General features: G+C 65.3%; 13 protein-coding genes. 5 read left to right on the top strand and 8 right to left on the bottom strand.

Translation table 11 applies throughout. The features are described 5' to 3' along the window. Nucleotides 1-84 precede the first annotated feature (84 nt). From NFH97_RS17705 to NFH97_RS17695, 3 genes are all read right to left on the bottom strand, one after another. Complete coding sequence (locus tag NFH97_RS17705) at nt 85-654, bottom strand: GNAT family N-acetyltransferase (RefSeq protein ID WP_045992503.1); 570 nt, start codon at nt 652-654, stop codon at nt 85-87. 55 nt (nt 655-709) lie between these two features. Then, a complete protein-coding gene (locus NFH97_RS17700; protein WP_349625263.1) occupies nt 710-1,360 on the bottom strand; it encodes an FMN-binding negative transcriptional regulator in 651 nt (216 codons plus the stop codon). Between the two features lie 61 nt (nt 1,361-1,421). Next, on the bottom strand, nt 1,422-1,883 hold the full coding sequence (locus tag NFH97_RS17695; protein WP_349625262.1) for a GNAT family N-acetyltransferase: 462 nt from the start codon (nt 1,881-1,883) through the stop codon (nt 1,422-1,424). Between the two features lie 183 nt (nt 1,884-2,066). On the opposite strand from NFH97_RS17695, the gene pdxR reads away from it, so the two are divergent. Beyond that, the gene (pdxR, locus tag NFH97_RS17690; RefSeq protein WP_349625514.1) at nt 2,067-3,527 is read left to right on the top strand and encodes a MocR-like pyridoxine biosynthesis transcription factor PdxR; all 1,461 of its coding nucleotides are present in this window, start codon (nt 2,067-2,069) and stop codon (nt 3,525-3,527) included. Between the two features lie 124 nt (nt 3,528-3,651). On the opposite strand, the gene NFH97_RS17685 is transcribed toward pdxR, so the two are convergent. The 3 genes from NFH97_RS17685 to NFH97_RS17675 are packed head-to-tail and all read right to left on the bottom strand — an operon-like array spanning nt 3,652 to nt 6,616. Next, nucleotides 3,652-5,175 (bottom strand): tripartite tricarboxylate transporter permease, encoded by a 1,524-nt coding sequence (locus NFH97_RS17685; RefSeq protein WP_045994005.1) that lies wholly within the window; start codon nt 5,173-5,175, stop codon nt 3,652-3,654. Next, a complete protein-coding gene (locus NFH97_RS17680; RefSeq protein WP_045994006.1) occupies nt 5,175-5,630 on the bottom strand; it encodes a tripartite tricarboxylate transporter TctB family protein in 456 nt (151 codons plus the stop codon). The genes NFH97_RS17685 and NFH97_RS17680 overlap by 1 nt, the downstream gene beginning before the upstream one ends. Next, complete coding sequence (locus NFH97_RS17675; RefSeq protein ID WP_045994007.1) at nt 5,627-6,616, bottom strand: Bug family tripartite tricarboxylate transporter substrate binding protein; 990 nt, start codon at nt 6,614-6,616, stop codon at nt 5,627-5,629. The genes NFH97_RS17680 and NFH97_RS17675 overlap by 4 nt, the downstream gene beginning before the upstream one ends. 252 nt (nt 6,617-6,868) lie before the next feature. On the opposite strand from NFH97_RS17675, the gene NFH97_RS17670 reads away from it, so the two are divergent. Genes NFH97_RS17670 through NFH97_RS17655 form a run of 4 tightly spaced genes read left to right on the top strand, consistent with a single transcriptional unit; the run spans nt 6,869 to nt 10,738 of the window. Beyond that, nucleotides 6,869-7,474, top strand: a complete 606-nt coding sequence (locus NFH97_RS17670; RefSeq protein WP_213227107.1) for a helix-turn-helix domain-containing protein — start codon at nt 6,869-6,871, stop codon at nt 7,472-7,474. Further along, nucleotides 7,471-8,130, top strand: coding sequence for a response regulator transcription factor (locus tag NFH97_RS17665; RefSeq protein WP_045994009.1), 660 nt, complete (start codon nt 7,471-7,473; stop codon nt 8,128-8,130). The genes NFH97_RS17670 and NFH97_RS17665 overlap by 4 nt, the downstream gene beginning before the upstream one ends. Continuing rightward, the gene (locus tag NFH97_RS17660) at nt 8,127-9,536 is read left to right on the top strand and encodes a sensor histidine kinase (RefSeq protein ID WP_349625261.1); all 1,410 of its coding nucleotides are present in this window, start codon (nt 8,127-8,129) and stop codon (nt 9,534-9,536) included. The genes NFH97_RS17665 and NFH97_RS17660 overlap by 4 nt, the downstream gene beginning before the upstream one ends. Then, nucleotides 9,533-10,738, top strand: coding sequence for an ABC transporter substrate-binding protein (locus NFH97_RS17655; RefSeq protein ID WP_349625260.1), 1,206 nt, complete (start codon nt 9,533-9,535; stop codon nt 10,736-10,738). The genes NFH97_RS17660 and NFH97_RS17655 overlap by 4 nt, the downstream gene beginning before the upstream one ends. A gap of 134 nt (nt 10,739-10,872) precedes the next feature. Here the strand turns inward: NFH97_RS17655 and NFH97_RS17650 are convergent, their stop codons facing one another. Both NFH97_RS17650 and cobA read right to left on the bottom strand, forming a co-directional pair. Further along, nucleotides 10,873-11,193, bottom strand: a complete 321-nt coding sequence (locus NFH97_RS17650) for a septal ring lytic transglycosylase RlpA family protein (protein ID WP_371931866.1) — start codon at nt 11,191-11,193, stop codon at nt 10,873-10,875. 179 nt (nt 11,194-11,372) lie between these two features. Beyond that, complete coding sequence (gene cobA, locus NFH97_RS17645) at nt 11,373-12,215, bottom strand: uroporphyrinogen-III C-methyltransferase (RefSeq protein ID WP_349625259.1); 843 nt, start codon at nt 12,213-12,215, stop codon at nt 11,373-11,375. Nucleotides 12,216-12,432: the final 217 nt, after the last annotated feature.

The following is a 12,432-nucleotide window of genomic DNA, read 5'->3' as shown; positions in this document are numbered from 1 at the left end:
GTTGTCCATTGATGGTGGCCTCGCAGTATCGTGGTGCAGCGATGTTCTATCCATGGGACCTTATGGTCGATGGCGATGGCTACGTCAGAGATCACGCCGCATGATCAGATCCCTGTCCACCACATCGCCCATCTGAAAACTGTGGGTGCCTACCTCGACAAAGCCCCGGGAGCGATAGAAGGCGATGGCGGGATGATTGTTTTCCCACACGCCCAGCCAGACGAAGGCCCTGGCCTGTTCTCGCGCCTCGGTGATGGCCTTGTCGTACAGCATCTTGCCAAGCCCTCGGCCCTGGGCCTCGGCCAGCAGATAGATGCGCTCGATCTCGAGACCATTGTGCTCGCTCAGATCGGTCTGGGCCTCACCCCAGTTGAGCTTGAGATAGCCGACCGCTACGGGCCCCTTGGCAACGCCCTCGCGCTCCTTTCCCGCTTCACCCGTCTCGCGGTGGCCGGCCTCTTCCAGCAGCCAGAATCGCGACTGCGGGCAGGCCAGCTCGCGCTGAACCCGCCCAAGGTCAAAGGCATCATTCAGATAGCGCTCCATGGTCGCCTTGGAGTAAAAGTCGACAAAGGTCTGGTAAAAGGTGCGGCGCCCCAGGGCGGCCAGCGTTTCGGCGTCCTCCAGCGTTGCCTGTCTCAGGCAGTCATTCATCTCGCGTCCTTGCTCCATCGTTGTTGCCCCATCGTTGCTGCCCCAGCAGGTGGAATCATCGCTGCTGATCGCCACACAGCACGGCAGCGTCACAAGCCGAACGCCCATCCCCTCGAAGGCCTTCGCGGATGCCCTCGCGTTCTTCCTGAGGCTTGTGCTGACTCGCCTTATGTTTGCCCACCAGGCGCGTCACCTCGAGCTCCACCCCCACAATGCCACGACGCATCCCCTCCAGGTAGTCTTCGGGGGCGTCGTCCACCGCCCAGGGCGCTTCCCGGCCCGCCTCGAAGCGATCGACCAGCGACGTCAGGTGCGAGGTGAGCCAATCGCTTTCACGCTGGAAGGCGAGCCGGCCATGGGCATGCACTACCTGGTAGTTCCAGGTCGGCACCACGCGACCATGGCGGCGCTTGTCGGGATACCAGCCAGGCGAAATATAGGCGTCGGGGCCATGAAAGATCGCCACCGCCTCGATCGCTCCCGCGTCTGCTCGCTCACCCTCACCCAGCCGCCAGAGGGCGTTGGCGCGGGCGATATGGCCACGCAGCACCAGCTTGCCCTGGGACGTCTGCTCGACCATCAGCGGCAGGTGGTCGATACACACCCCCTGGTCACCGTCGGTGACCAGGGTCGCAAAGGGATAGGCACGGACCACCGCCATCATGGCGTCATCGTCGGTCATGGCGAAGTGTTTTGGCTGATACAAGGGTCACGCGCTCCTTCAGAGTGGTTGGCATCCATCAATGTTGACTGCGAGAAGTAGAAGTTTATGTGCCCGCAGGGTCATCCAGGTTCAGGGTATAGGCGTAGAAGGCGTCGTTGCGCTGCCAGTTCAGTGACTCATACAACGCCTGGGCGGTGTGGTTGTGAGTCTGGGTATTAAGCGTCAACTGCCCGACACCCTGCTCCCTCGCCAAATTCGCGGCGGCCTCCATCAGCTCACGGCCGATCCCCTTGCCACGCGCCTCGGGCGCCACGAACAGGTCGGCCAGGGTCCAGCGCGGTCCCACCCGTACCGTGGATAGCGTCGGATAGAGCTGAACGAAGCCTTCGAGCACACACTCGTTGTCGCTGACCAGCAGACGCGAGTCGGCGAGCGCGAAGCGCGTCTGGAGAAAGTCGCGGGCAGCCAGGATGTCGCTTTCCTGTGAATAGAACACCCGGTAGCCATCGAGCAGCTCACTCAGGGGTTCCAGATCGGCGATACAGGCAGGACGAACATGGTTCATGAGTCACCTTTCACATTGGCGGTCGTGTGCGCCGGCTGGCCAGAGGCGCACCGGCTCGTCGGGATGACAGACACCCAGTCTTGCGCAATAGTGGTCCCACCATAAGAACCAATACTGTCCAGAAAAGGGGAACCAGTGCCCAGCCTTCACCGTCACGCCGAATGGATCACCGAGGCATTGGCCATGCGCCTGGCGCCACCCGCCGCCGAACCCCCGTCGGGTTCGCTGTCCCAGCGCCTGTACGCGGCCCTGCGCGAGTGGATACAGCAAGGTAGCTTGCCCGCCGCCAGCGCCCTGCCCTCGTCTCGACGGCTGGCCGCGGACCTCGGCATCGGCCGCAACACGGTGCTTGCCGCCATGGACCGCCTGGTGGCGGAAGGCTTCGTCGAGGCGCGCCCGGGGGCCGGGCTATTCGTGGCGTCTTTGGCACTGCCCGAACCCAGCCCGTTGCCCGGCGCCCCCATCCAGGCGAGCCGCTGGCATTCTCGGCGAGGTCTGCAACTACTGGATAGCTGCGGCGAAATGGAGGGCTCCCGGGATGCCTTCGCCCCGGGGGTCCCCGCCCTCGATCTGTTCCCGCGCGAGGCATGGCAGCGCCTGCTACGGCGCCATCGTCACCAGGCCAGCCTGGATGCCTTCGGCTACGCCACCAGCGGCGGGCATCACGCCCTCAAGACGGCGCTGTGTGACTACCTGCGTCTATCGCGCTCGGTCAATTGCCAACCACATCAAATCCTGATCACCCAGGGCGCTCAGCAGGGCTTCGAGCTGATCGCCCGCCTGCTGGCCGACCCCGGTGACAGCGTCTGGGTCGAGGATCCCGGCTATGCCGGTGCCAAGGCCTGCTTCAACATGGCCGGGCTAACGCCCGTCCCGGTACCGGTGGACGCACAGGGCATGCAGCCTGAGGCTCTCGCCCCGGATAGCCCGCCACCTCGACTGATCTATGTCACCCCCTCGCATCAGTACCCCTGCGGCGTGACGATGCCGGTGGCACGGCGTCTCGCCCTGCTCGACTTCGCCCGCCACCACGGCGCGCTGATCATCGAGGACGACTACGACAGCGAATTTCGCTATACCACTGCGCCGGTGGCCTCCCTGCAGGGGCTGGCCGGGGGCGGTCCGGTGCTCTACGTCGGCACCTTCAGCAAGGTGCTCTACCCGGGCCTCAGGCTCGGCTACCTGGTACTTCCCGAGGCCCTGGTGGACGACTTTCGCCGCGCCAACGCGCGACTGCATCGGGAAGGCCAGTACGTCTCCCAGTCAGCGCTGGCAGACTTTATCGTCGAGGGACACTTCTCTCGCCACATCGCGCGCATGCGCCACTGCTATCGACAGCGTCAAGCCTGTCTAAGGGAGGCCCTGGCGCCTGCCGTAGAGCAAGGACTTGAACTGTCGGCCGGCCAGGCCGGCATGCACCTGGTGGCAAGGCTCGCCTCACGGGCACAGGAGCAACGCCTGATCGAGCGCGGACGGCGCGAGGGCGTCACCCTGTCACCGCTATCGGGTCACTACCTGGCACCTGACGCCATGCCTGGGCTGGTGCTGGGCTACGCCGGCTCGACACCGGAGCGGATCGCCGAGGCCGGCGGCTGGCTGGCCAGGAGCTGGATCGATGACCGACAACACCAGCCAGCGGGCTGATATGCCTCCGCATACGCCCGCTCGGTCATGATGCACACAAAAAAAGGGCGCCCCATCGGGGCGCCCAAGGTCGTTAGTCGAGTCGAGCCCGAAGGCCTTCGTCAACCACCGGGAGCGGGGTCGCTCAATCACCCGGTGTGGTGTGGCCGGTCTGAACCTCCATGCGCTTTCTCAGGATCGGGCCGACGATGTACGGCAGGATCAGGCCGAGACCGGCGAACAGCCACAGGCCGATGGCCAGGCCGCTGTCCCACAGGATCGTCCAGTCGCCGTCGGAGATGTCCATGGCGTGGCGCAGGTTCTTCTCCATCTCCGGGCCAAGCAGCAGACCCAGGATCACCGGCACCAGCGGGATCTCGAGCTTCCTGAGGATGTAGCCACCGACCCCGAAGGCCACCATGAAGTACAGATCAAAGGTGGTGTTGGAGATCGAGTAGATGCCGACGAAGGCCACCATGGTGACGATCGGCAACAGGTACATCGGCGGCACCGACAGCAGCTTGACGAAGATACCGACCAGCGGAATGTTGAGCACCAGCAGCAGGAAGTTGCCGATCAACAGCGCCGCGATCACCCCCCACACGATGTCCGCGTTCTGGGTGAACATCAGCGGACCAGGGGTGATATTCAGCGAGATCAGCAGCGCCAGCAGCACCGCGGTGGTGCCGCTGCCCGGGACGCCCAGGGTCAGCATGGGCACCAGGGCACCGCTGGAGGCGCCGTTGTTGCCGGCCTCGGGGCCTGCCACGCCGCGCGGGTCACCTTCACCGAAGTAGCCCTTCTTGCCGATCACCTTCTTCTCGAGGGTGTAGCCGATAAAACTGCCCAGCGAAGCACCGGCACCCGGCAGGACGCCGGCGATAAAGCCGAGGATGCCGCCACGGATGCTCGAGGGCATGATGCCCTTGATGTCGGCCCAGGAAAGCTTGAGCTTGTTGACCTTGATGGTCTTTTTGCCCTTGCCGGCACGGTCCTCGATAAAGAACAGAAGCTCCGAGATGGCGAACAGGCCGACGATGGCGATGATGAAGTCGACACCCTCGTAAAGTTCGAGCACCTGGAAGGTGTAGCGCTGCACCCCGGTATTGTCGATACCGATGGTCGCGATCATCAGACCGATGCAGGCGGCCACCACGGTCTTCATCGGGTTCTTGCCGGTGATACCGCCAAGGGTCGCGAAGGCCAGCAGGAACAGCGCGAAGTATTCCGCAGGACCAAAGGTCAGGGCGAAATCGGCCAGGATCGGCGCCAGCAGGATCAGGCCCACGGTGGCGATCAGGCTGCCCATGAAGGAAGCTATGGCGGAGATCGCCAGGGCCTCGGCGGCCTTGCCCTTCTGGGCCATGGGATAGCCGTCGAGGCAGGTCATCATGGCCGGCTCGTCACCGGGAATATTCAACAGAATCGACGAGATACGCCCGCCGTACATGGCGCCAGCGTAGACCGCAGTGAGCATGATCAGGGCGGTCTCGGGCTTGAGCCCAAGGGTAAAGGCCAGCGGGATCAGGATCGCCACACCGTTGGCCGGGCCGAGTCCGGGCAGCGCGCCGATCAGGGTGCCGAGAAAGGCGCCCAGCAGCGCAAACATCAGGTTATGCGGGGCGAGCGCCACCCCGAAGCCATCGATCAGGTAGCCAAGGGTTTCCATCAGCCCACCTCCAGGAAGGACAGCACACCCAGGGGCAGGGGCAGGTCCAGCGCAAAGTTGAAGATCAGAAATACCACCACGCCGGAAATACCGCCGACAATGAAGGCCTTGACCGGCGGCGCGCCCATGCGCCAGCACAGGGTGCCCACCGCCAGCAGGGTCGCCAGGATGAAGCCGAGCGGCTGCAGTAGGGCCGCGTAGAGCACCAGCACCACCAGAGCGATGATCAGCTCGACGCCGGTGCGGCTCCAGGGCCAGGCATTGTCAGGATCCGGGCGCACCACCATGTACAGGCTGGACAGCCCCAGCACCACGGCCAGCAGGTAGGGGAAGGTTTCGGGGCCTACCGCCTCGGCCCCGCCAAAGGGTTCGGGAAACTGGGTGGCGCCCCAGCCGTACGCGACGGCCAGGACGATCATCAAGACCCCGAATACGCGGTCGTTGAACATGCTCATTGCTGGATCAGTCCGATATCTTTGGAGAGCTGGTTGATGTCGGCGATCTGCTCCTTGACGAAGGTCTCGAACTCACCGGCGCTCATGTGGAACGGCATCAGGCCGTTGCTTTCCATGACGTCCTTCCACTCCTGGCTCTCGTAGATGGTGTCCATGGCGTCGACCCAGTACTGCTTGGCGTCTTCAGGAATATCCGCCGGCATGTAGAAGCCGCGCCAGTTCGGACCCACGGCGTCGATGCCCTGCTCCTTGGCGGTGGGGATCTCGCTGAACTCGCCCGGCAGACGCTCCTCGGACAGCACCGCCACCACGCGCAGGTCACCGGACTCCATGAAGCCCTGGGCCTCGGTGATGTCACCGGTGAAGGCGTCCACGTGGCCGCCGACCACCTGGGTCATGGCCTCGCCACCGTTGTTGTAGGACAGGTAGGGGATCCTCGGCAGGTTCTCGACGCCGGCGGCCTGAGCCGCGATCAGCACCTTGAGGTGATCCCAGCCGCCCTTGGCGCTGCCACCGGCGAACTTCACCGCACGCGGGTCTTCCTTGATCGCGTCCATGATGGCGTTGAGGTCCTGGTACTCGCTGTCGGCGCTGACCGCGATGACCCCATAGTCCGCCCCCAGGGCGCCGACCCAGTTGACCATGTCGGCGGTCATTCCCGGGAACTGCCCCTGGGCCAGGCGTGTGGTGGTGGCGGTGGAAGCCGCGACCAGTAGCTGGTCATCACCGGCGCGCTTGCTGACGGTGTGAGCGTAAGCCACGCCACCACCGGCACCGGCCATGTTGACGGTCTGAACACCGCGCGGCACCAGGTCCAGCTCTTCGAGCACGGTACCGACGCTGCGGCAGGTGAAGTCCCAGCCGCCGCCCGGGTCGGCAGGCGCCAGGCACTCGACCTTGCCTTCGGGCTCAAAGGCAACGGCAGTGCTGGCTGCACCGGTGATGGCAGCGATGGCGATCAGTTTGACTGGCGTGTTCATGGACATGACGAAGTCCTCTGTTGTTGTCTGCTGACAGGAGGCACGAGCCGACATCCCGTCGCGATTGACGCCGAGACGGCGCCGAGATTTCCACTTGTTGGAAACTGACACCTGGCTTACAATTCTGTAAGGCAGAACGCCGTTCCCTTGGATGGAAAGCTAAGCCCGGACAGCATCCGGGTCAACGCGCGATCGCGTAATTCCGACCAAAGTTGAATGCCAGCGACATCATTCGCTATCACCGACAGGAAGGTTCACATGGCACAGGATCGCGTCGAGGCGGTCGAACGGGCCCTCTCGGTCCTGGAGGTCTTCGATACTCCTCAGGATAGTTTCAGTCTGGCAGAACTGGCCGACGCCACCGGCTTCTACAAGAGCACCCTGCTCAGGCTGCTGGCCTCGCTGGAACGCTTCGACTACACCCAGCGTGGAGAGGATGGCCGCTGGCGCATTGGCGGTGCTCCGGTGCGCCTCGCCCGTCGCCACGCCCCCAGTCGCGATCTCGCGGCGCTGATCCAGCCGCTGCTAGACGGCCTGGCACGACAACTCGGCGACACCGCCAGCCTGCTCGAGGTGACCGCCGGCGTGGTTCACTGTCGCCTGGCCGCCCTGCCCGATCAGAGCCTGCGCCATGACCTTGTTCCCGGCAGCCAGTGGCCCCTGCGGGACACTGACGCTCCGGCGCCGGCCCTTGCGGGAGGCATCATGGTGTGTCGGCGGCTGCCGCTGGAAGGTCGTCACGAACTCTGGCTGGCCCTGTCCGGGCCCGAGGGACGGTTGGACACACAGGCCGCCGCGACACGGCTCGACGAGGCGGTGACACAGTTGATCGATCAGCGGGACACCCAAGGGAGGCGCGCATGACACTGCTGCTGGTGGAAGACGATCGGCTTCTGGCCGAGACCCTGGTCGATGCCCTCGGCATCGCAGGCCACGAGGTTGTGCATCTCGACAACGGCATCGACGCCCGCGACCGCCTCCAGGGAAATCACCGACTGGACATGGTACTTCTGGATCTGAACCTTCCTGGGCTCGGCGGCCTGGAGGTGCTGGAGGCGTTGAGGCGCCACGACAGCTCGACCCCGGTGCTGATTCTCACCGCTCGCGGCGCGGTAGAAGATCGCGTGCGAGGGCTCGACCTGGGTGCCGATGACTACCTGGCCAAGCCCTTCTCGCTGGAGGAGCTGGAGGCCCGGGTACGCGCCCTGATGCGTCGCCGCGCCCCCTCCGGCCTGATCACCGTGGGCGAACTCAGCTTCGATAGCCTGGCCCAGCGCTTCAGCCTGGGCGACGAGGCGCTGGCACTGCCTCCGCGAGAGCAGCGCCTACTGGGGTGCCTGATGCGACACGCCGGCCAGCCGGTGGACAAGGCTACCCTGGTGCGTGAAGCCTTCGGCGAGGAGGAACTCGGCGACAATGCCATCGAGGTCTACGTGCATCGTCTGCGCAAGCGCCTTCAGGGGCATCGAGTGAACCTGCGCACGGTGCGCGGTCTCGGCTACCTGCTGGAAGCACCATGAGCGGGGATTCACTGCATCGCCGACTGTTGACCTGGCTGCTGCTGCCGATGCTGATCGTCGGCTCGGTGGTGCTGTGGCGGGCCTGGCTGGACGCTCGCCAGACCGCCGACCGGGCCTTCGATCGATTGCTCGACGCCGCCAGTCTGTCGATCGCCGAACAGGCCCAGTGGCAGGACGACCGACTATGGCTCGACCTGCCTCCGGCGGCCCTGGAAATGCTCGCCTCGCGCCACGACGAACGGGTGTTCTATACCCTGGTGGACGCTCGCGGTGAGCGGGTCACCGGCAACGCCGACCTGCCCGGTATCGAAGGCGCCGCCCAGGACGCGAGCGACGTCGTCTATGGCGACGTTGACTACCACGATATGCCTCTGCGCCTCGGCGTGCGCCGCTCTCGGCTTGAGGACTGGCGCCTGCGCGAGCCCTTCGAGATCCGGGTCGCCCACACGCGCGAGGGGCGCGACGCGCTCAGCGGCGAACTGTTTCGCCAGAGCCTCGCCTACCTGCTGGCGGTGGCGGTGCTGTCGGTGGCCGCCCTGCTGATCGCCATTCGCCTGGCGCTGGCACCGCTGACACGACTGCGACGCCAGATACGCACCCGTGATCCGCGCACCCTGGCACCGCTGGAATTGCCGCTGCCGCGAGAGCTGGCCGAGCTGCGCGATACCGTCAACGAGCTGCTGGCACGGATGCGTCGGGTCAAGGCCAACCAGGAACGCTTTATCGGCGACGCCTCGCATCAGCTCCGCACCCCCCTGGCGGGGCTTTCCGCCCGGGCCGAACTGGCCCTGCGCCAGGACGACCCCGCCATCTGGCGCTCGGCCCTCGGTGCCATGCAGACCACCAGCCAGAGCGCCTCGCGCCTGGCCATGCAACTGCTGTCGCTGACCCGCCTGGACAATCCCGAGTACCAGCCCGAACTGGCACCCACCGATCTGGTTCAGGTCGCCCGTGAGGCGGTGATGGCCCATTGGCAATGCTGTCAGCGCGTCGGCGTCGACCTTGGACTGGAAGCGCCAGAGGCACCGGTGCACGTGCGGGGACTCGACTGGCAGCTGGGCGAGGCGCTGGCCAACCTGATCGACAACGCCTGCCACTACGGCGCCAGGCACATCACCGTCGAGGTCAGCGCCAACCCGATCGCGCTGGCGGTCGTCGATGACGGCCCAGGCATCCCCCACGAGCGTCGACTGCTGGTACTGCGCCCCTTCCACCGCGGTGAGCACACTAGCGAAGGCTCGGGTCTGGGCCTGGCCATCGTCGACGGCATCGCCCGCACCCACGGCGCTCGACTGAGTCTCGGTGACGCCCGGGAAGCACCACCGCCGGGCCTGCGAGTCAGCCTGCAATTTGGCGAAGGCGTCGACAAGGGATCGACGTCCGCCCCTTCACGGAGCCAGCCATGATATCCCGCACCCTTGCGCTGCCCCCCTGGACGACCGCCGTTGTCACGCTGGTGGCGTCGCTGGCGCTGTGGTCGCTTCTGCCTGATCAGCCCCTGGCGCAATCCATACCCGAAGCCGGGTCCGACTCCCCCCTCGAGGCACACCCGGGGAACGCCTCGCAGCAGCAAGCCTACGATGAGGTCACCTTCGAAGGTACAGGAGAGTCGTCAGATGCGCTGGTGATCCACGCAGCCCTGGATATCCCCTACGCTCTGCCGCTACTCGAGGACTTCCATCGTCGTCATCCGCGCTACACCATCACCTACCGCAACTTCTCGACGCTGGACGTGCATCAGCGCTTTCTCGACGCCCCGGCAGAGGCCGATGTGGTCATCTCGTCGGCCATGCCCTGGCAGTACCTGCTGGTCAACGAGGGTCACGCCCAGAGCATCGACACCGCCATCACCCAGCGCTGGCCGGACACGGCCAAGTGGCGTCAGGAGCTGTTTGCCTTTACCTTCGAACCCATCGTGATGGTGGTCAGCCGCCGTCTCGAGCAGCGCCTCGGCCCCGTCGACAGCCGCGCCGATCTGCTCGGCCTGCTGGCCGAGGCGCGCTCGCCGCTGCAAGGACGCCTGGTCACCTACGACCCCACCTCCAGCGGCGCCGGCTACACCTACGCCATCGAGGAGTCACGCCTGTCCCCGCGCTACTGGGACCTTGTGGCGGCGCTGGGCAAGGCAGATACCGCCCTGGTGAATACCACAGGCGCCATGCTGGAAGGCCTCAGGCAGGGTCGCTACGACATCGCCTACAACGTGCTGGGCAGCTATGCCCGGGAAAGGATCGCCGATGACCCCGAGCTCAGGCTGGTGATTCCTGACGACTATGCCCTGGTCATTCGACGTCTGGCCTTCGTGCCTCGCCAGGCGCCGCACGCGGGGGCAGCGCGCCGCTTTATCGACTACCTGCTGAGCGCCGACGGCCAAAGGGTCATCGCCGAGGCCGGCGAACTCGGCGCCCTGCACCCCCAACTGGATGGCCCGGGCACCGCCACCGCCATGCGCCGCGACTACCCTGACGGCCTGAGGCCGATTCCTCTGAGCCCCGGCTTGCTGGCGACCCTCGATGAGTTGAAGCGCACCGCCCTGCTCGCCCGCTGGCAGCGCGAATTTCACGATCAGCCGGTCGATACCCGGGCGATCGAGCAGTTCTCGCGGTGACGATGCGCCCTGCTATCGTTGCGCAGACACGACAAGGCCCGCCAGGCTTGCCTGGCGGGCCTTGGTCGATCACCTGCGATCGCACATCTTCGTTTCGACGTACCGATGCTTGTGGCCCCTGTTGGTGCCCCGGGTCACGCTCCGGGCAGGTAGGTCAGAAGGACCGGCGCGGTGCCGCGCTTGAGCATGCCTAGCTCGCGGGCGGCACGCTTGGACAGGTCGATGACCCGTCCCTTGACGAAGGGGCCGCGGTCATTGATCTCGACCTCGACGCTCTGGCCGGTATCACGACGGGTGACCAGCACCTTGGTACCGAAGGGAAGACTGCGATGGGCGGCGGTCAGCGCCTGCTGGTCGAAGGACTCGCCGCTGGCGGTTCGACGCCCCTGGAAGCGATCACTGTAGTAGGAAGCCTGGCCGCGCTGGGAAGCAACCTCTCCGTCGTCACGGGCCATTGCCGGCGCGCTCGCAAGCGACGCCATGGCCAGAACAACGGCGGCCGCCCAGGCGGCCATGGTCGATCGACCGGACAGCATACGACGCAGAGAAATGGACAACATCATCTTCACCTCAGGTGACCCGCGAGACGCGGGGATTCAGAGCCTGGTGCGAAGTCTCCAGCGATGGCGCACGTTCAATCCGAAGAACGTTCTCGGGGTGACGGATGCTTGCCGTGCATCCACCCACGACTCCCCGCTTGCGCATGATCGAACCAGGCCAGTTGCTCGTGCAGCGAAACCACGCTGCCAACGATGATCAAGGTGGGCGGTCGAATGATATCCCGATCATTCAACTTCGGCAAATTAGCCAAGCTGGATAGATGGACGCGCTGGCGCTGGGTAGTTCCCTGCTCGACCAGCGCCACCGGGGTGTCCGGACTCAGTCCCTCGCCGATCAGGCCCTGGCTGATGTAGTCGAGGCTGCCAAGCCCCATGTAGAACACCAGCGTCTGACCAGGGCTTGCCAGCGCCCGCCAGTCGAGTTCGCAACCCCCTTCCTTCAAGTGCCCGGTGATAAAGCGCACCGACTGGGCGTGATCACGATGGGTCAAAGGGATGCCGGCGTAGGCGCTGCAGCCGGAAGCCGCGGTGATGCCCGGTACCACTTCCACCTGAACGCCTTCGGCCACCATGGTCTCAAGCTCCTCACCACCACGACCGAAGATGAAAGGGTCGCCCCCCTTGAGCCTGACCACACGCTTGCCCTGACGAGCCCAGTCGACCAGCGAGCGATTGATGTCCTGCTGGGGCAGGCTGTGATCGGAGCGAGCCTTGCCGACGTAGTAGCGATCCGCCGATGCCGGCACCAGCGCCAGGATTTCCTCACTGACCAGTCGATCGTGCAGCACCACCTCGGCCTCGCACAGTCGCCGCCAGGCTCGCAGGGTCAGAAGCTCAGGATCGCCGGGACCGGCACCGACGAGACTCACGCTACCGGCCGGAAAGCCACTGTGGGCAGGCAACTGGGAAGGGCTCATGACGGTGGACTCCAGAGTGAACAACGGGCGATGACAACGGGCGATGACAACGGGCGATGACAACGGGCGATGACAACGGGCATCATTATGCCATGTCGGAATTAAACGTCCACTTCGTTATTACCAAAAACACACTTCATTGCTGCTGCAAGGCGTCGTCACCCCACACCAGAGCGCCGCCTTCCCCGACGGGGAAAGCGGCGCTCTGGCAGCTTTG

The sequence above is a fragment of the Halomonas sp. SCS19 genome (assembly GCF_040147015.1).
In the GTDB taxonomy this organism is placed as follows: Bacteria; Pseudomonadota; Gammaproteobacteria; order Pseudomonadales; family Halomonadaceae; genus Halomonas; species Halomonas litopenaei.
Note: the sequence above shows the minus strand (reverse complement) of the source record. Positions and strands in the feature narration are given on the sequence as shown.

What these genes read in the sequence shown, in the direction of transcription:
- NFH97_RS17705 (WP_045992503.1), bottom strand. Translation starts at nt 654, where the DNA reads ATGAATGACTGCCTGAGACAGGCAACGCTGGAGGACGCCGAAACGCTG.
- NFH97_RS17695 (WP_349625262.1), bottom strand. Translation starts at nt 1,883, where the DNA reads ATGAACCATGTTCGTCCTGCCTGTATCGCCGATCTGGAACCCCTGAGT.
- pdxR (WP_349625514.1), top strand. Translation starts at nt 2,067, where the DNA reads ATGCGCCTGGCGCCACCCGCCGCCGAACCCCCGTCGGGTTCGCTGTCC.
- NFH97_RS17685 (WP_045994005.1), bottom strand. Translation starts at nt 5,175, where the DNA reads ATGGAAACCCTTGGCTACCTGATCGATGGCTTCGGGGTGGCGCTCGCC.
- NFH97_RS17680 (WP_045994006.1), bottom strand. Translation starts at nt 5,630, where the DNA reads ATGAGCATGTTCAACGACCGCGTATTCGGGGTCTTGATGATCGTCCTG.
- NFH97_RS17675 (WP_045994007.1), bottom strand. Translation starts at nt 6,616, where the DNA reads ATGTCCATGAACACGCCAGTCAAACTGATCGCCATCGCTGCCATCACC.
- NFH97_RS17670 (WP_213227107.1), top strand. Translation starts at nt 6,869, where the DNA reads ATGGCACAGGATCGCGTCGAGGCGGTCGAACGGGCCCTCTCGGTCCTG.
- NFH97_RS17665 (WP_045994009.1), top strand. Translation starts at nt 7,471, where the DNA reads ATGACACTGCTGCTGGTGGAAGACGATCGGCTTCTGGCCGAGACCCTG.
- NFH97_RS17660 (WP_349625261.1), top strand. Translation starts at nt 8,127, where the DNA reads ATGAGCGGGGATTCACTGCATCGCCGACTGTTGACCTGGCTGCTGCTG.
- NFH97_RS17655 (WP_349625260.1), top strand. Translation starts at nt 9,533, where the DNA reads ATGATATCCCGCACCCTTGCGCTGCCCCCCTGGACGACCGCCGTTGTC.
- NFH97_RS17650 (WP_371931866.1), bottom strand. Translation starts at nt 11,193, where the DNA reads ATGGCCCGTGACGACGGAGAGGTTGCTTCCCAGCGCGGCCAGGCTTCC.
- cobA (WP_349625259.1), bottom strand. Translation starts at nt 12,215, where the DNA reads ATGAGCCCTTCCCAGTTGCCTGCCCACAGTGGCTTTCCGGCCGGTAGC.